The sequence below is a fragment of the Kribbella capetownensis genome (genome assembly GCF_004331485.1).
GTDB lineage: Bacteria > Actinomycetota > Actinomycetes > Propionibacteriales > Kribbellaceae > Kribbella > Kribbella capetownensis.
On the sequence record NZ_SJKD01000005.1, the window covers coordinates 72006 to 89188 of the forward strand.

Consider the following 17183-nt stretch of genomic DNA (forward strand, 5'->3'; position numbering starts at 1 on the left):
TGCTTTCGGGGTGGTACGGCAGAGTGCCATTTCAGTAAGTCCTTGTTGCGAGGCAGAGATGCTGCGCCCTTCGGCCTGGACCGGCCACTTTTCTCGAGTCCTCTGCCGTACTTCTCGTACGGCGGATCACGCGCGGCCTCGCGACGTCGAGCAATGCTCCTGGAAGGAGTCGTCACATGTCGCATACGACGAATCATCGGATGGATGCCGACCGTCCACCCACAGAAGCTGTGGCCGAGACAGCCCGGGACGAAGCCGGGCAGCTGAAGGAGACATCCGCGGACGCCGCTCGCCAGGTTGCGGGAACTGTCAAGGAGAAGGCATCGGACGTGACGTCGGATGCCCGTGACCAGACCCGGCGGCTGGTCGGTCAGACGCGGGACGAGCTGGTCGGGCAGGCGAGTCAGCAGAAGGAGCGGGCTGCCAACGGTCTTCGTTCGGTGAGTGATGAGCTGCGCGGGATGGCCGAGCACGGTCAGTCCGGCCTGGCGGCTCAGTTGGTCCGGCACGGTGCCGACTTCACGGATCAGGCAGCGGACTTCCTGCAGCGGCGCGAGCCTGGCGACTTGCTGGACGAGGTGCGCGGGTTCGCGCGGCGCAAGCCGGGCACGTTCCTGCTGGTCGCCGCGGCCGCTGGGGTTGTCGCCGGCCGTCTCACGCGGGCCCTGGCAGCAGGCGGTACCAGTACGCCGAACAGCACTGTCACGCCGATCAACACCGGCTCGCCGGCCAGCAGCAACGGTTTCCCCGAGCAGTCGGCCGCTGACGACTATCTGGTCCCACCGCCGCCGGCACCCGCGCCGGATTCAGGCATGCCGGGATCCGGCCTGCCGGTCACGCCGCCCAGCCAGGGGTTGTGACGTGACTGTCGGCGGATCACCACCCGACAGCGGCCCGACTCGGCTGTCGATGGATGAGACGGTCGGTGAGCTGGTCTCCCAGCTGACCACCGATCTGGGCCAACTGACGCGCCAGGAGCTGGCGCTGGCCAAGGCGGAGCTCCAGGCGGAGGCGAAGAAGGCTGGCAAGGGCGCGGGCATGCTCGGCGGCGCCGCCTTCGCCGGTTGGATGGTCGCCCTCTTCGTTTCGCTCACGGTGATGTGGGCGCTGGACGAGGCAATGGATCTCATCTGGGCAGCGCTCGTCGTCGCGGTCCTTTGGGCGGTCGCGGCCGTCGTACTGGCGATGACGGGCCGCAAGGAGCTCCGAGAGGTCAACCCGAAACCTGACCAGACGGTCGAATCACTCAAGGAGGACGCGAAATGGCTGACGACCCGGAAGAGCTGAAGCGCAACATCGAGCAGACCCGGCGCAATCTGGGTCGCGATGTGGACGCCTTGACGGAGAAGGTCAGCCCCGGTCGCGTCGTCGGCCGCCGGGTCGACCGGGTCCGCGGCGGTGTCCACCGGATGAAGGAGCAGGTGATGGGCTCGGCGGAGTCGGTGGGCGGATCCGTGAGCGATACCACCGGTTCGGCCGTGTCGACCGTCCAGGACGCAGGCAGCAAAGTCGGTGACGCCGTCGGTTCAGCACCGGACCTGGCTCGGGCGCGAACGCGCGGTACGCCGCTCGCCGCCGGACTGATCGCCTTCGCGGCAGGGTGGGTCGTAGCTGCCGCAGTGCCCGCGTCGACGCGCGAACGCGAGATGGCTCGGGCCTCCAAGGACAAGGCGATGGAGGCTGCCGGTCCGGTGAAGGAGCAGGCAGCACAGGTGGCCCAGGAGGTCAAGGAGAACCTCCAGGAGCCCGCGCAGCAGGCTGTCGAGAACATCAAGCAGTCCGCCTCCGAGGCTGCTACCGACGTGGCGGACGAGGGCCGCTCGGCGGCTCAGCAGGTTGCGGACGGGGCGAAGGACTCGGCGGACAATGTCCGGCAAGCCGGTTCCTCGAGCTGATGAGTGACGAGCGACAGCCGCACGTTGCCGGAGTGGATGCCGAGAAGCCGACGGAGATCCCGGCGGCCGGCTGGTGGCAGGTGGTCCGGCGGGCCTGGGCCGAGGCGAAGGCCGACCAGGTTCCCCTGCTGGCGGCCGGCGTCGCGTTCTTCGGCTTCCTCTCGCTGTTCCCGGCCGTCGTCGCGGCGGTGCTCGCCTATGGGCTGGTCGCGGATCCGGCCACGATCCGCGACCAAGCCAAAGATCTGACCGCAGCCATGCCGGCGTCAGGGCGCGATCTGCTGCTCCAGCAGCTCGACGCCCTGACCTCGGCGCCGCGGCAGGGTTTGGGGATCGGCGTCGCCGTCGCCGTCGTGGCCGCGCTGTGGAGCGCGTCGGGAGGTGCGGGGTACCTCCTGACCGCGGTCAACCTCGCGTACGACGAGGACGAATCGCGCGGGTTCGTCCGCCGGAAGCTCCTGGCTCTGGGCATGACGCTGGGCGCGATCGTTTTCGTCCTGCTCGCGATCGTCCTGTTCGCGGCCGGCGCGGCGGTCGGCGACGAGGTCGCAACACCGATCCGGATCCTGCTGGCGGTGACACGGCTGGTACTCGCCGTCGTACTGATCACGGTGGCACTTGCCGTCACCTACCGGCTGGGTCCGGACCGGGACGCGCCGCGCATCCGCTGGGTGTCTCCGGGGGCTGTTGTCGCTACCGTCATCTGGCTGATCGCGTCGATCGGCTTCTCGATCTATGTCGAGACATTCGGCAACTACGCCAAGACCTACGGCAGCCTGGCCGCCGTCGTGGTCCTGATGCTCTGGCTCTGGCTGACCGCGTACGCCGTACTGCTCGGCGCCGAGATCAATGCGGAAGCTGAACAACAGACCGCACGCGACACCACCAGGGGCGAACCTCGCCCGCTCGGCGAACGAAACGCCGTCAAGGCCGACTCCGTCCCGCAGTAGAGGCTGTTCAGCCGCGCAGCTTGTGCAGTCCTGGTCAGGCTTCTGGAGTCGTTTCTTGTTCGAGCTTGGTCTTGATGCTTTCGAGGGCTTCGTGCAGTTGGCTGTTGATGGCGTCGACGGTGCCGTGCTCGGTGTCCAGGCGCACCGTCAGCCTGGACGTGCCGTCGGCAACGAAGTCGACGTCGAGTTCGCCGTGGTAGTCGCCGTCGCCTGGGGCACCCCAGCGGAGACTGCGGTTCTCCTCGACGATGTCGATCCACGCCTCGCTGTGCACGGTCTGGCCCGACGGCACGGTGGCAGCCACCTCGACCTCTTCATGGACCGGCTCCTTGGGCCGACGTACTTCGAGGCCCTGTGCCTCGTCAGGCCTCGGCGCGATCCGGTGTATCCCGGCCAGCCGGGGGAGGTAGTCGGGCAGATTGTCGAGGTCGGACACATAGTCGAACAAGATGTTCGCGGCGACGTCCACGGTCGTCGACGCCTCGTGGTGTCCCATCTGGGTCTCCTTTGTCCGTAGTGGTCGCCGGCCGCACGGCGTTTCGATGCCGGGTCGTTCGGGGATACTTTGGGGCGGTCGCGCGCGCTGGTTCCTTCAACGCGCGCGACCTCGGCAACTGAAGAGCCCGCGGGCTCTCAACCACCTGTTCGCCCAGTGCCCCGGAGTCTTCCGACCATGTATCCCGGCCCGCCGCGGTAACACACCCAACGGCGCGCATCCGAACCATCATCCGGGGTACCGGCAAGGCCGTGAATGACGACGGACTTCTGGACCTGGCACAGCGGTTGGCGAAGTCGCTGACCCCTGGCGACCTCGACCACACGCTGAGTCGCATCACGACCGCCGCGGTCGAATCGCTGCCGGACACCGACTACGCCAGCATCACGATCCTGCACACCGACGGACGGCTGGAGACGGCCGCGCCGACCGACGAACTGCTGTGGGGCCTCGACGCCGCGCAGTACGAACTGCGTGAAGGACCGTGCTACGAAGCGGCGGCGGATGAGGTTCACGTGGCGGCACCTGACCTGGCTCACGACGAGCGATTCCCGCGGTACGCGGTGAGCGCGGTGGCTGCGGGTGTCCGAGCACAGGCGGGGATCCGCCTGTTCGATGCTCCGCGGTCGCGTGGTGCGCTGAATCTGTACGCGCGCAAGCTCGGTGCGTTCAGCGACCTGGGGGCGATCGGTGAGCTGTTCCGGCATCAGGCCGCGATGGCGATCGACTACGCCCGGGAGATCCACAATCTGCAGGAGGCCGTCCGGACCCGCGGCCGGATCGGTACGGCGGTCGGCATCGTGATGGAGCGCTACCACCTGCGCGACGACCGCGCGTTCGCGTTCCTGACCCGGCTGTCCCAGGACGGCAACGTGAAGTTGCGCGAGGTGGCCGAGCGGCTCATCGCAACCACCAACCGATAACCCACCACCGACAGTCGGCTGCTGGTCTAGTCGTCGGTCGTGGAGCGTTTCGCGGTGACGGACTCCTGGTAGATGTCCGCGTAGGTGCGTGAGTCCTTGATCAGATCGTCGCAGAAGGCTGCGACGTCGGTGCCGATGAGTTCCAGGACTCCCTTGCCGGCGGCCACGCCTTCCTCGAAGAAGTCGACGATCTCCGCGAGGAGGTTCCCTTCGGTCAACGCGACCGGTCCGACCTTGAAGAAGTACTTCTGCATCTCCTTGTAGACGATCTGATAGTCCGGCGGAAGTGCCTTGACTCGCGCCAGGTGCGCTCGCCACTGCTTCTTGCCCTCGATGATGTCTTGGATGCCCACGTCAGCCTCCTAGCTGGCCCAATTTCCTTGCGACGTTCCGGTTCAACTGATCGCGCCATCGGTCGCGATAGCTCCGCGCCCCTTCACCGCCGGCCAGCGCCGCGCAGAAGCCCTGGACGTCGTCGCCGAGTACGTCGTGAATGCTCTGCCCATCCGCCGCCGTTTCCTCGAGCAGCCCCAGGGCGCCGTCGAGGATCGGCATCAGATTGCGACCGGTGAAACTCCCATAGGGAAAGAGGTGGGCTTTGATCTGTTCCCACTCCGCCCGGTAGTCGGCCGGCAAGGCCGCGGCCCGGACTTCGAACGCCTTGTATTCCCTGGTGAGATCGCTGCCGGTCATGGTCTCCCAGAACTTCATCTCCCGCCCTCCTTGAGTTTGTCGATCCGGGACGACAGGTATTCCCATTTCGCCCAGAATCTCCCGAGTTCTTCGCGCCCCGCGTCGTCGAGTGCGTAGAACTTGCGCGGCGGCCCCAACTCGGATGGTCGTTTCGTCACCCGGACGAGCCCGTTCTTCTCCAGTCGCAGCAAGATGGTGTAGACGGTCCCCTCGATGACGTCGGCGAAGCCGAGTTCGTTCAGCCGGCGCGTGATGGCGTACCCGTAGGTCTCCTCCCGGCCGATGATCTCGAGCACGCAGCCCTCGAGCGTGCCCTTCAGCATCTCGGTCAGGTCGTCCATCGCGGTTTCCTCTTCTCAGTACTGCGTAGCACCGAGTACCACTATACGGTATCACCGAGTAGCCCGAGGAGTGCCGTCAGGACTGTGCGCCCTGGCGACGGTGTGCGATGCTGTGCCGACTATGAGTGAGGTGGTACGGCGGGAATTCGGGCGCACGGTCGTGCCGCGGACCGCGGAAGCGCTGGCCGAGAGCTTGCTGCTACACCTGCGGCCGGTGACTGACGCGCTCGTGCAGACCATCTACGAGCAGAACCCTGCCTATCGCGAGATGGACTCGGTTCCGCCGGATGACCTGTGGCGGTCATGTCATGACAACGTCGCCCGGGTCGTGCAGATGATCGCCGGCACCGACCGCCGGCCCGGCGAGTCCACAGCTGACGAGTACTTCGACGCCGCGCGGGAGACGGGACGGCGCCGGGCCGAGCAGCGGATGCCGCTGGACGACGTGCTGCGCTCGTTCCGCCTCGGTGGACGGCTGGTGTGGGAGGCGTTGATCGACGAGGCCCGGGCTCAGGGCGTGGTCGATTCCGATGCTCTGCTGGATATCGCGAGCAAGGTCTGGGAGGTCGTCGACAGTACGTCGTCGCAGGTCGCGGCCGCCTATCACGCCGCGGAACGCCAACTCGTCCGCGCCGACGAACGACGCAGATCGACGCTCTGGGAAGGCTTGCTGCACGGCCGCGCGAAGGACCGGGCGTTCGTTCAGGAGGCGGCGACTGTTCTCGACGTACCGGTGAACGGCCCGTACGCCGTAGTGGCGATCGACAACCTGGTTGACGACGAGTGCACGGTCGCGTCGCTCAGACGGCGCTTGGCCGGCGTCCACGTCGGCTCGGCGTGGCAGGTGCGAACGCACACGGTCGTCGGTTTGCTTGCCTTGGGCGCGGAACCTCATGACGCCGTACTCCGGTCGCTGCGCGACGCCGTGCGCGCGCCCGCGGGTATGTCAGGCGTCGTCTCAGGGCTTGCCTCTGTGGACGTGGCGTACCGTCAGGCGACGCTGGCCCGGCGAACGCTGCCGAGTGGCGAGACCGGGGTCGCGTCGCTCACCGAACGGCTTCCCGAGGCATTGTTGCTCAGCGCCCCGGAGCTGGCCGAGCAACTCGTCCAGACGTGGCTGGTGCCGCTCATGGAGGTACCGGCAGCCGAACGTGAACTACTGCTCGACACCCTCGAGCGGTGGGTGGCCGCGGGCGGTTCCGTCCGGCGTACGGCCGAGTTGGCGTACTGCCACCGGAACACGGTGATCAACCGGCTCCACCGGATCCATCAGATCACCGGTCGCGACCTCACCGACGCCGCCTCCCACCTGGATCTCGGCCTCGCGATCCGCGCCGTCAGGCTGTTTCCGCCGCAGAGCGGTTGAAGCCGCTGAACCCCGCTGAATGCCGCGGCTGTGCGTTGTGCACAGTCAGGCCGGGCCAAACGTAGGCGTTCTGGCCATGCCACGGCGCCTTCAGCGCTGTCAGACTGCGTTCCCTGCACTGGTCGAAACACGGAGGAATCTTCATGGCCGAACACCGTCGGTCGCCGGACGAGTCAACACAACAGCCGGCCGGCGAGCGCGGCCTACTCGGGCGCCGTCGCGTGCTCGGGTACGTTCTCGCCGCGCCCACGCTTGCGGTCGGTGTGAGCTGGATCGCCGGCTCGGCCGATCCCCGGCCGGCGGATGCGGCGGTTCCCTCACTGCCTCAGCCGGAGGAGATCTTCGACCTCGGCGATCTGCAGAACCTCGCGGCCGCGCCCACCTCCGGCCTGATCTCGGTCGAGCTGAAGACGGACGGCACCGCGTACTTCGCCGTACCCCGGGCAGAGGTCGGCCAGGGCATGACCACGGCGATCGCGATGATCGTCGCCGAGGAGCTGGACCTGCCGATGGACATGGTCACCATCGGGCTCGCCGACGCACGGCCGGAGTTGCTGATGAATCAGCTGACCGGCGGCTCGAACTCGATGCGCAGCATGTACCTCCCGGTCCGCACGGCCGCCGCGATCACTCGGCAGCGCCTGGTGGACACGGCCGCCGCGCACTGGGGCGTGTCGGCCGGCAAACTGACGACTCGCGGCGGCGTGGTGAGCGGACCGAGTGGGCGGACGGCGACGTACGGGTCGTTGACCCGGGCGGCCGCCAGTTCCCGGACGATCAAGGTGTCCGCCGAGCTCAAACCCCAGTCCGAGTTCAGGGTCCTCGGGCGCCCGCACAACCGCGTCGACGCTCACGACATCGTCACCGGCCGCAAGCAGTTCGGGATGGATATGGAGGTCCCGAACGCGAAGCCGACCATGGTGGCCCGGCCGCCGACGATCAACGGCACGGTGAAGTCGGTCAACAATCTCGCCGCGATCCGCGCGATGCCCGGTATCACCGACGTCGTCCCGATCACCCACGGCGTGGCGATCCGGGGCGAGACGTTCGGCCAGTGCATCGACGCCATCCAGATGGTCGAGGCGACCTGGGGTCCCGGCACGGTGGACGGCGAGTCCGATGCCACCGTGCTGGCGAAATTGCGTGCGGCCCAGTTGCCGATGGCCGTGCCGCCGCTGCTGTCGAACACGATCGACGCCGAGTTCGTCTTCGCGTTCGCCAGCAACAGCCCGCTGGAACCGGACTGTGCGATCGCCGACGTCACCCCGGACAGGGCCGAGATCTGGGCCAGTCTCAAGGTGCCGATCGTCGCGCAGGAGGACATCGCCAAACAGCTCGGGCTGCCGATCGACGCGGTGAAGGTGCACGTGATCCAGGGCGGCGGCTCGTTCGGCCGGCACCTGTTCCATGATGTGGCGGCCGAGGCGGCGGAGATCTCCCAGAAGATGGGCAAGCCGGTGAAGCTGTCGTGGTCGCGCACGGACAACTTCCGCCAGGGCCGCGTCCACCCGATGTGTACGTCGAGGGTCCGGGTCAACTATCTGGCCGGCAACGTGCTCAGCTACGAGCAGCGGCACACCAGTGTGGAGACGGACTTCGGTCACGGTCTCGGCGAGATGATCACCGCGTTCGCCGCGGACCTGCCGGTCGGCGGCAATCTCTCGTTCGCCGAGACGATCTTCGCGCTCAGCCAGTCCTCGCCGTACAACTTCGGTGTCACAACGCAGCTGCTGAACGAGGTCCCGCTGAAGTTCAACACCGGCAGCATGCGCAACATCTACTCGCCGAACGTCGTGTGTGCCGAGGAGCTCGTGGTCGACCGGCTCGCCGCGAAGTTCGGCCAGGACCCGATGCGGTTCCGCCGCAACTTCCTCAAGGACAAGAGACTGCTGGCGGTGCTGAACAAGGCGGCCGAGGTCGGCCGATGGGGCAAGGCGATGCCGAAGGGTACGGCGCAGGGTGTCGCGGTGCACGCGGAGTACCGGGGTGCGGTGGCGACGCTCGTCGAGATCGACTGCCGGCCGGAGACCGTGAACCGCCCCATCAGGGACGGCGTGAGCGGTCCGCGCGTGACCAAGGCCGTGATCGTGGTCGATCCCGGGTTCTGCATCAACCCGCGCGGGCTGGAAGCTCAGATGATCGGTGGCCTGCAGGACGCGATCGCGCTCGCGCTGACCTCGAGCCTGCACATCAAGAACGGCATGCCGCTCGAAGGCAGTTGGGACGACTACTTCTACACCCGGCAGTGGAACACGCCGCAGGACGTCCAGGTGGTCATCATGCCCAACACCAGCGACAGTCCCAGTGGCGCCGGTGAGCTGGCGGTCGCCCCGGCCTTCGCCGCGGTCGCGTGTGCGTACGCCCGCGCCACCGGGACGATGCCGACGTACTTCCCGATCAACCACGGCACGCTGGGGTTCGAACCGCTGCCGCTGGAGCCGTCCACCCCGCAGTCACCGACCGACGGTCTCGACCACACGTTCTGAGGAATTCATGGCAACCCACACTTTCACACTCAACGGCAAGCAGATCAGCGTCGAGGCCGAGGGCAACGTCCGTCTGCTGTGGGTGCTCCGCGACCTGCTGGGCGTGACCGGCCCGAAGTACGGGTGCGCGCTGGAGGTCTGCAGGTCGTGCACGTCTCACATCAACGGCAAAGCCTTCAATCCGTGCTCGGTGCAGGTGAAGGACATCGAGCCGGACGACGAGATCACGACGATCGAAGGCCTGCCGGCGACCGTCGGCAAGGATCTGCACCCGATGCAGCAGGCCTGGCTCGACAACGACGTCTCGCAGTGCGGCTACTGCCAGCCCGGCCAGATCATGGCGGCCGTTGCCAAGGTCAAGCAGGCCCACGCGGAGGGCCACGAGATCACCGACGCGGACCTGGACGAGTTGCGCAACATCTGCCGGTGTGGCACCTACTCCCGGATCCGCGAGGCCATCAAGGCCGGCGCCCAGGACATGTGAGGCAGCGTGCGTGACGTTCTCCCGCACATCCAGCCGTGGTGCACCGATGGCGGGCGGTTCGCCGTAGCCACGGTCATCGACACGTTCCGCTCGGCGCCTCGCCAACCGGGTGCGGCGATGGCAGTCTCCGGCGACAACGTCGTGGTGGGCAGCGTGTCCGGGGGTTGCGTTGAAGCCGACGTGTACGAGGTGGCTCGTGAGGTCATCAAGACGGGCCTGCCGGTCGTACGGCGGTACGGCGTCTCCGATGATGACGTCATCGCCGTGGGGCTGACGTGCGGGGGAGTGATCGAAGTCCTGGTGGAGCCGGTCGACGTGGCCGGGTTCGACGCGGTTGCCGACGCGGTCGACTCAGGTCTGGCCGGACGGAGTCACCGGCAGTCTCGGTGACTCGGGCCTGGACACGCCGTACCCACGAGGATCGATTGTCCCGCCTGTCGTCACCCACCGGCTTGGACCTAGGCGCGCGAACCCCCGAGGAGACCGCAATCTCCATCGCAGCAGAAATCATCGCCACCCGCTCCCCAGCCACCGCCCAGCCCCTCTCAACCATCAAGGGCCGAATCCACCGCGAGCCCGCAGGCGTGGCCTGAGGGATCAGGCGTAGGTGGGGAGGGTGGACAGGAAGTTGAGTAGCAGGGTGTTCACCTGGTCGGGGGCGTCGAGTTGTGGCCAGTGGCCGACGTCGTTGATTCGCTCGTACCGCCATGGGGCGGTGACGAAAGCGGCGGTGCCGGTCAGGGCCTGTTCGGTGATGGCGAGGTCTTCGGTGCTCCAGATTCCCATCGTCGGGGCCTGAATGGGCGGGAGCTCCGTCGGAGGCCGGATCAGTGACTCCGGCGGCAGGATCGCCCGGTACACCCCGAGGCTTGCCGTCAGGGCCGCGGGGTCGCGGAGGTGCATGATGACGGAGTCGATGTCGGGGTGCCGGCTCCAGGCGCGCAGGTTCGCGAAGTCATTGTCGGCGAGCCAGCGTTCGGCGACGCCGGGGAACTGGAACAGCAGCATGTACCAGGATTTCTCGCGTTGTTCCCAGCCCGCGGCCGCGAACGCCGCCGGGTGTCCGACTGACAGGCAGGTCAGGCTGGCGACCCGTTCGGGCGACAGGGCGGCGAGTACGGCGCCAATCGCACCGCCCCAGTCGTGGCCCACGACATTGGCCCGTGGCGCGCCCAGGACGTCGAGGAGACCGATCAGGTCGCTGACCATCTGGATCATTCCGTAGCTCGCGACGGTGCCAGGTTTGGCGGACCGGCCGAATCCGCGAAGGTCGGGGGCAATGGTTCGGTAGCCGGCCTCGCCGAGCGCGGTGATCTGGTGGCGCCAGACCTCATGGCTGTCGGGCCAGCCGTGCAGCAGGAGGACGGGCTCGCCGTCGCCAAGGTCCTCGACCTCGAGGACCGTTCCGTTGATGTCCCTGCGCATGGCGAACTCCTTGCCGGATTCAGCTGGACGCGGTCGTGATCGTGGAGAGGAGTTCGGCGCGGCCGGGGCCAGGGCTCGGGTACTGCGGAGCGTTGGCGCCGAGCGTGAGGACCTTGCCGACCATGCCGGGCGCTGCCAGTGCCTCCTGGGGAGTGCTCAGCATCGACATGACTGACGCGTACGCACGCAGTACGTCGGGATCCTGCTGGGCAGCCGCATACAACGCTTTAGTCATCGCCCAGCTCGGGTCCGACGTTTGGTACGTCTCGCCGGCCACATCGGCGGCGAGCTCGTTCAGCCGGTGCCGGTCGAAGGCCAGCGTCATCCGGTACAGCGAGGCGACCGTGCTCTCGGTGATCTCGTCGAACCGCCGTACCAGCTTCTCCGGCTGGTCTGGGCTGACGTCGCGGAGCAGATCGCGCAGAGCGCAGGCGTGCAGCAAGCCGATCGACGCGCCGCGGCCGAGCGAGGGGTTCGTGCACGCCCATGCGTCGCCGACCGCAACGAGCCCGGTGACCACCGGCTCGCCATCGACGACGAAGCGGTGGTACCGGTCTTCGATCCCGGCGATCACCTGGACGTCGGTGATCGGTTCGGCCTCTCCCCAGTGGGCTGCGGTCGGATACAGCTTCAGCGCCGCCTGCCACGAGGCCGTGTCGCGCAGCCCGCGCAGGTGCTTGTCCCGGGCGGACGTGGTGAATCCGACGCCCCAGGTGCCGTTGTCGCCGGGAAGGGTCAGGACCGACAGGCTGTCGAAGTGCTGCAGCAAGGTGCCCAGGGCCGCGGGCCGGGATCCGTCCGGTGAACGGAAGTGGCGGGCGTAGTACACGAAGCCTGAATCCTCGCGCTCCTCGTGGGGGCGGCGGCCGCCGGCGGACTCGACCATGGCGCCGATCGGCGACCGTCGCCCGGTCGCGTCGACGACGAGATCGGCACGGAGTACGGCGCCGCTGTCGATCACGACTCCGGTCACGTGTGGCGCCGCTGCGACCAAGCGGCGACCGGTGACCAATCCGCGGACCGTGACGCCGCGGCGGATCGAAACACCGTGGGTTCGCTGTGCGACCTCAGCGGCTGCGGCCTCGAGGACCGGACGCCGGGCCGTCACCGTGTCGAACCGCTCGTCGCCGTCGCGCCTGCCGCCGGTCAGGTCGGGCGGCAGCTCACCGAACACGTTCAGACGCGCGCCGCCGAAGGCGATCACCTGCTCGAGGACCGCCGGCAGCTCGCGCTGCATCAGCGCCCGCCAGCGGGGCAACATGAAGTGCAACTGGCGGAACTGGTTGACTCCCGGCCGTTCCCACTGGTCCCAGACGGTGTCGGCATCGCCGGGCGCGGCCTCGTCCCGTTCCAGGACCTGCACGCTGTGGCCGTCGCGGGCCAGGAGCATCGCTGTGACCAGGCCGTTCAGGCCGGCACCCAGTACGACGATTTCCGCCATCTCACACCTCCGGAGCTGTCTCAGTGCCGGCAGCGTGCGGCACCGACCTGCTCACCTGCCAGACCAATCACTGTCCAATGACTGTCCGAACGCCGTACGAGATGTCCGTTCGTCTTGACCGCCAACCGGGCGAGGAGCAGGTTGGACTGAGGATGCTCGGAGTGCCGAAGGGGGTGGCGCATGACGAGCCGTGACAAGTCCACGCCAATCGCGGGGACCGGTGCGATCACGGTGGCGGATCGGCTTCGGCAGGCGCGGCGCCGGCGGTTCGTCGGGCGGACCGGTGAGCTCGAGTTGTTCCGTACGGCGGTGACGTCGGTGGAGTCCGGCTTCACTGTGCTGTTCGTGCACGGGCCGGGAGGGATCGGGAAGACCACCTTGCTCGGCGCTCTGGCCGAGGCCGCCGAGGAGGCTGGTGCGACGGCAGTGCGCCTGGACGCCCGGACGATCGAGCCGTCACCGCCCGGGTTCTACGCCGCCCTCGGCGTACGGGACCAAGCAGCACCCCTGGAGAGCCTCGCTGCGCACCCTCGCCCGATTCTCTTCATCGACACCTACGAGCAGTTGCTGCCGCTCGACAACTGGCTGCGCGAGGAGTTTCTCCCGGCGCTGCCCGCGGACGCGCTGGTCGTGGCCGCGGGGCGGACGCCGCCCTCGCCGCAGTGGGCGAGCGATCACGGCTGGAGCGAGCTGTTGCGAGTGGTTGCCCTGCGCAACCTGCAACCCGACGACGCGCGCGCCTACCTGCACGCCGCCGGCGTGCCCGAGGACCTGCACGGACGCGTGCTCGAGATGACTCACGGACATCCGCTCGCACTGTCCCTGCTGGTCGATGTCGTCGAGCAGCACCGAGGTGCGCTCGCACCGGGCCTGTCCCTGCAGGAAACGCCGGACGTGGTTCGGGTGCTGCTCGAACACTTCGTCGAGTGGGTTCCCAGCCCACGGCACCGGGAAGCGTTGGAGGCCTGCGCGCATGCCCGCTTCACCACCGAAGATCTGCTCCGCACCGTGCTCGGCGGCGACGACGCCCACGAGCTGTTCGGCTGGCTGCGGGGGCTGTCGTTCATCGAAGAGGACCCGTACGGCGTGTTCCCGCACGACGTGGCGCGGGACGTGCTCGACGCGGACCTGCGCTGGCGGGACCGAGCCTCGTACGCCGACCTGCACCGGCGAGTACGTCGGCACCTGGTGGAGCAGGCACGCCGTACCGGGGGACTGGAACAGCACCGCTGGACCGCCGACATCATCTTCCTCCACCGCAACAACCCGGCGATGAGAAGCTTTTGGGACTGGGAGTCGTTCGGCCAGGCTTTCCCCGACGAGCTTCGCGACGAGGACCGCGCTCCGATCCTTGCGATGACCAGGCGACATCAGGGGGCTGAGCAGGCCGAGTTCGTGGCGCACTGGATGGAGCATCCGGCGGCGAACTTTGTCGCCTTCCGGGCCGGCGCCGGCGATCCGATCGGCTACGCCGGGGAGATCACGCTGGAGCAGGTCGGTGAGTCCGACCTCGCCGCCGACCCCGGGGCCGCGGCGATCTGGGACTACGCACAGCGACACGGCCCGCCGCGGCCGGGGGAGACCGTGTACGCGGCCAGGTTCTTCATGGATCGCGAGGTCTATCAGAGGCCGTCGGCGTCGAACAACGTGATCACCGCGCGGCACATCCAGCATGTGCTGACCACTCCGGGACTGTCCTGGGACTTCATCGCGTGTTTCGAGGACGCAGCCTTCTGGGAGCCCTTCTTCGGCTACATCGACTACCACCGGGTGCATGAGGCGGAGTACGACATCGGCAACCATCACTACGCCGTGTATGCCCATGACTTCCGGCGGCTGGGGCCTTTGGGCTGGCTGGAGCTGATGTCCGATCGGGAGATCGGCGCTCCTGCCGGACCGCCGACGGGCGCCGACCCCGAACTGGTGCTCTCCCAGCCCGAATTCGCCCAGGCGGTGCGTGCCGCCCTGCGGTCGCTGCACCGGCCCGACCGGCTGGCCGGCAGTCCACTCCTGCGCTCCCGGCTGGTCCGCGACCACGGTGACGCATCCGCCGACACGCTTTGCGCCCTCCTCCTGGAGGCCGCCGAGTCACTCCGTGCCGACCCGCGTGACGAGCGACCATTCCGGGCTGTCGACCGAACCTTCCTACGACCCGCCGCGACCCAGGAACGCGCCGCGGAGGTGCTCGGCCTGCCGTTCACCACCTACCGCCGTCAGCTCGCCCGGGGCGTCGATCAGATCATCGACTGGCTGTGGACCCGAGAAGTGCACGGCCCGCCTCCGACTGTTAATCGATTGACGGTGGGGGATGGGGGCTGATCTGCTGAGGGGACGTGCGCCGGATCAGCCGGCGCGGACCGGAAGGAGGGAAGCGTATGTCTGTCCTGCCCAGCAGCTTCGCTCTGAAAGGTCTTTGGTTTGGCATTCGCACGTTCGTTCAGCTGTGAGCATTGCGGCGTAGAGGTTTCCCTCGACGCCCCTGGAACCACCCATCGAAATCATTGCCCGAGTTGTCTGTGGTCGCGTCATCTGGACCGCAACGTGCCGGGTGATCGCAAGGCCGACTGCAGCGGCGGGATGGAACCGATCGCGGTCACGGTCCGCGGCGAGGGCCGGTGGGTCCTCATCCACCGATGCACCAACTGCGGCCGCCTCCGGCTCAACAAGACCGCCGGTGACGACAACGTCCTGCTGCTGATGCGGCTGGCGGCCCTGCCGCTGACCATGCCGTTCATCCCGTTCGCGGCCGAGCCCGAAACCGAGGGCAACGGCAACGGTTCGCATCCCGCCCCACGCAAGCCGAGGGCGCGCAAGGCGAAGGCCTGAGGGACGCCTCTCGGTCGGGGGAAGCGCCGGGCGCTTCCCCCGACCGTCAGACGGTGGTGTGCGGCGCGGCCGGTAGTTCGACTGTTACCCGGAGGCCGCCGTTGGGGCGAGGAGTGAGGGTGAGGGTTCCGTCGTGGGCTTGGGTGATGCTTCTGACGATGGCCAAGCCGAGGCCGACGCCCGCGTGGTCGGTGCGGATGCGCTGAGTGCCGCGCTGGAACGGCTCAGCGAGCGTGGAGACCAGTTGTGGCGTGAGCTTCTCGCCGGTGTTCTCGACGGTGAGCAGTACGGTCCTGGGGCGGGTGCTCGTCGTGACCCACACGGTGCCGTGGTCGGGCAGGTTGTGCACGATCGCGTTGTGCACGAGGTTCGTTGTCAGCTGCAACAGCAGCGCGTGGGAGCCGATCGTGGGGGTGATGGTGCCGGAGGTCTCGATGGTGAGGCCTTGTTTCTCGGCGAGTGCGAGGAGCGTCTCGGTGGCTTCTTCGGCCAGCAGGGACAGGTCGACGTGTTCCCGGGTGAAGGATCGCTGGTCGGCGCGGCTGAGCACGAGCAGTGCTTCGGTGAGGTCGATCGCCCGGGTGTTGACGGCGTGCAGGCGGTCGACCAGGACGCGGTTGTCGCCGTTCAGATCGTTGCGGGCCACCTCGAGAAGGGTCTGCGTGATCGCCAATGGCGTACGCAGTTCGTGGGAGGCGTTCGCCGCGAATCTCCGCTGTTCGGCGTCGTGTGCTTCGAGCCGGGCGAGCATGGTGTCGAAGGCGTCGGCGAGTTCGCGGAACTCATCCTCGCGGCCTTCCAGCATGATCCGGTGCGAGAGCGATCCGTTCGTCGCCTGCCGGGCGGCGTTGGTGATGCGAGTCAGCGGCGCGAGCATGCTGCCGGCCAGGATCCAGCCTCCGACCAGACCGACGACCAGCAGGAACATCAGCATCATGATGGCCTTGGGGAGGAAGGCCGCCATCAGGGCGGAGCGGTCGGGCAAAGAGAACGGCGAGGGCGAGAGCCGAACCGGTACGTAACGCAGCAGGAACACCCACACGACCGCGAGCAGCGAGACACCGACAAGCATCACGAGCCCCGCATAGCTGAGCGTGAGTTTGAGGCGAACGCTCCAACCAGGCTCCCTATCCACCCTCGCCTCCCGTGTCGATGCGGTAGCCGACGCCTGGCACGGTCGCGATGATCCACGGCTCGCCCAGGCGTTTGCGCAGTGCGGAGACAGTGATGCGTACGGCGTTGGTGAACGGATCCGCGTTCTCGTCCCACGCCTGCGCCAGGAGTGCTTCGGCGCTGACGATGCCGCCCTCGGCGGTGACGAGGACTTCCAGTACGGCGAACTGCTTCCGCGTGAGCGCGACGTACCGGCCGTTACGGTAGACCTCGCGGCGGAACGGATCGACGCGGAGGCCGGCGATCTCCCGCACGGGTGGTCTGTTGTGGGCGCGCCTGCGGTAGAGGGCTCTGAGCCGCAGCACGAGTTCCTGGAGCGCGAAGGGCTTGGTGAGGTAGTCGTCGGCGCCGAGTTCGAACCCGGACGCCTTGTCGTCGAGCCGGTCCGCGGCAGTGAGCATGAGAATCGGCATACCGCTGCCGGAGGCAACGATCCGCTTGGCGATCTCGTCGCCGGACGGGCCGGGGATATCGCGGTCGAGTACGGCGATGTCGTAGCTGTTGATGCTCAGCAGTTCGAGCGCCGTGTCACCGTCACCGGCGATATCGGCCGCGATCGCTTCCAGGCGCAGGCCGTCGCGGACGGCGTCCGCCATCTCGGGTTCGTCCTCGACGATCAGCACGCGCACACTCTTGATGTTACGAGCTGGACCATATCGTCGGCGTATCCAAAACCGGATACGC

General features: G+C 67.8%; 20 protein-coding genes. 12 read left to right on the forward strand and 8 right to left on the reverse strand.

The window, feature by feature from the left end; all coding sequences use genetic code 11:
* The first annotated feature begins 176 nt into the window (after positions 1 to 176).
* Genes E0H75_RS21975 through E0H75_RS21990 form a run of 4 tightly spaced genes read left to right on the forward strand, consistent with a single transcriptional unit; the run spans position 177 to position 2845 of the window.
* Complete coding sequence (locus tag E0H75_RS21975) at positions 177 to 860, forward strand: hypothetical protein (protein ID WP_131515526.1); 684 nt, start codon at positions 177 to 179, stop codon at positions 858 to 860.
* 49 nt (positions 861 to 909) lie between these two features.
* The gene (locus E0H75_RS21980) at positions 910 to 1287 is read left to right on the forward strand and encodes a phage holin family protein (protein WP_131515527.1); all 378 of its coding nucleotides are present in this window, start codon (positions 910 to 912) and stop codon (positions 1285 to 1287) included.
* Positions 1263 to 1895: a DUF3618 domain-containing protein gene (locus E0H75_RS21985; RefSeq protein ID WP_131515528.1), complete on the forward strand. Its 633-nt coding sequence runs from the start codon at positions 1263 to 1265 to the stop codon at positions 1893 to 1895. The genes E0H75_RS21980 and E0H75_RS21985 overlap by 25 nt, the downstream gene beginning before the upstream one ends.
* Positions 1895 to 2845: a YihY/virulence factor BrkB family protein gene (locus tag E0H75_RS21990; RefSeq protein WP_131515529.1), complete on the forward strand. Its 951-nt coding sequence runs from the start codon at positions 1895 to 1897 to the stop codon at positions 2843 to 2845. Before E0H75_RS21985 ends, E0H75_RS21990 begins: the two co-directional genes overlap by 1 nt.
* A 34-nt stretch (positions 2846 to 2879) precedes the next feature.
* Here E0H75_RS21990 and E0H75_RS21995 read toward each other — a convergent pair whose 3' ends face one another.
* Positions 2880 to 3341: an SRPBCC family protein gene (locus E0H75_RS21995; protein ID WP_131515530.1), complete on the reverse strand. Its 462-nt coding sequence runs from the start codon at positions 3339 to 3341 to the stop codon at positions 2880 to 2882.
* 251 nt (positions 3342 to 3592) lie between these two features.
* Between E0H75_RS21995 and E0H75_RS22000 the strand changes: the two genes are divergently transcribed.
* A complete protein-coding gene (locus E0H75_RS22000) occupies positions 3593 to 4264 on the forward strand; it encodes a GAF and ANTAR domain-containing protein (protein WP_131515531.1) in 672 nt (223 codons plus the stop codon).
* A gap of 26 nt (positions 4265 to 4290) precedes the next feature.
* Here the strand turns inward: E0H75_RS22000 and E0H75_RS22005 are convergent, their stop codons facing one another.
* Genes E0H75_RS22005 through E0H75_RS22015 form a run of 3 tightly spaced genes read right to left on the reverse strand, consistent with a single transcriptional unit; the run spans position 4291 to position 5298 of the window.
* Positions 4291 to 4617: a DUF1048 domain-containing protein gene (locus tag E0H75_RS22005; RefSeq protein WP_131515532.1), complete on the reverse strand. Its 327-nt coding sequence runs from the start codon at positions 4615 to 4617 to the stop codon at positions 4291 to 4293.
* A 1-nt stretch (position 4618) separates the two neighbouring features.
* A complete protein-coding gene (locus E0H75_RS22010) occupies positions 4619 to 4975 on the reverse strand; it encodes a DUF1048 domain-containing protein (RefSeq protein ID WP_131515533.1) in 357 nt (118 codons plus the stop codon).
* Complete coding sequence (locus E0H75_RS22015) at positions 4972 to 5298, reverse strand: PadR family transcriptional regulator (protein ID WP_131515534.1); 327 nt, start codon at positions 5296 to 5298, stop codon at positions 4972 to 4974. Before E0H75_RS22015 ends, E0H75_RS22010 begins: the two co-directional genes overlap by 4 nt.
* 121 nt (positions 5299 to 5419) lie before the next feature.
* Between E0H75_RS22015 and E0H75_RS22020 the strand changes: the two genes are divergently transcribed.
* From E0H75_RS22020 to E0H75_RS22040, 5 genes are all read left to right on the forward strand, one after another.
* On the forward strand, positions 5420 to 6664 hold the full coding sequence (locus tag E0H75_RS22020) for a PucR family transcriptional regulator (RefSeq protein WP_165553950.1): 1245 nt from the start codon (positions 5420 to 5422) through the stop codon (positions 6662 to 6664).
* Between the two features lie 143 nt (positions 6665 to 6807).
* Entirely contained in the window at positions 6808 to 9150 is a 2343-nt protein-coding gene (locus E0H75_RS22025) for a molybdopterin cofactor-binding domain-containing protein (RefSeq protein WP_131515536.1), read from the forward strand.
* A 7-nt stretch (positions 9151 to 9157) separates the two neighbouring features.
* Complete coding sequence (locus tag E0H75_RS22030) at positions 9158 to 9634, forward strand: (2Fe-2S)-binding protein (RefSeq protein ID WP_131515537.1); 477 nt, start codon at positions 9158 to 9160, stop codon at positions 9632 to 9634.
* Between the two features lie 6 nt (positions 9635 to 9640).
* A complete protein-coding gene (locus E0H75_RS22035) occupies positions 9641 to 10024 on the forward strand; it encodes an XdhC family protein (protein WP_238163195.1) in 384 nt (127 codons plus the stop codon).
* Complete coding sequence (locus E0H75_RS22040; RefSeq protein ID WP_202873114.1) at positions 10021 to 10227, forward strand: XdhC family protein; 207 nt, start codon at positions 10021 to 10023, stop codon at positions 10225 to 10227. The genes E0H75_RS22035 and E0H75_RS22040 overlap by 4 nt, the downstream gene beginning before the upstream one ends.
* 4 nt (positions 10228 to 10231) lie before the next feature.
* Here the strand turns inward: E0H75_RS22040 and E0H75_RS22045 are convergent, their stop codons facing one another.
* Positions 10232 to 11059, reverse strand: a complete 828-nt coding sequence (locus tag E0H75_RS22045) for an alpha/beta fold hydrolase (protein WP_131515539.1) — start codon at positions 11057 to 11059, stop codon at positions 10232 to 10234.
* 19 nt (positions 11060 to 11078) lie between these two features.
* Positions 11079 to 12500: an FAD-dependent oxidoreductase gene (locus E0H75_RS22050; protein ID WP_131515540.1), complete on the reverse strand. Its 1422-nt coding sequence runs from the start codon at positions 12498 to 12500 to the stop codon at positions 11079 to 11081.
* Positions 12501 to 12680: 180 nt separating this feature from the next.
* Between E0H75_RS22050 and E0H75_RS22055 the strand changes: the two genes are divergently transcribed.
* Both E0H75_RS22055 and E0H75_RS22060 read left to right on the forward strand, forming a co-directional pair.
* The gene (locus E0H75_RS22055) at positions 12681 to 14819 is read left to right on the forward strand and encodes an AAA family ATPase (protein ID WP_165553952.1); all 2139 of its coding nucleotides are present in this window, start codon (positions 12681 to 12683) and stop codon (positions 14817 to 14819) included.
* A 99-nt stretch (positions 14820 to 14918) separates the two neighbouring features.
* A complete protein-coding gene (locus E0H75_RS22060) occupies positions 14919 to 15326 on the forward strand; it encodes an RNHCP domain-containing protein (RefSeq protein WP_131515541.1) in 408 nt (135 codons plus the stop codon).
* Positions 15327 to 15372: 46 nt separating this feature from the next.
* On the opposite strand, the gene E0H75_RS22065 is transcribed toward E0H75_RS22060, so the two are convergent.
* The gene (locus E0H75_RS22065; RefSeq protein ID WP_131515542.1) at positions 15373 to 16461 is read right to left on the reverse strand and encodes a sensor histidine kinase; all 1089 of its coding nucleotides are present in this window, start codon (positions 16459 to 16461) and stop codon (positions 15373 to 15375) included.
* Positions 16454 to 17128, reverse strand: coding sequence for a response regulator transcription factor (locus E0H75_RS22070; RefSeq protein WP_131515543.1), 675 nt, complete (start codon positions 17126 to 17128; stop codon positions 16454 to 16456). Before E0H75_RS22070 ends, E0H75_RS22065 begins: the two co-directional genes overlap by 8 nt.
* Positions 17129 to 17183 lie beyond the last annotated feature (55 nt).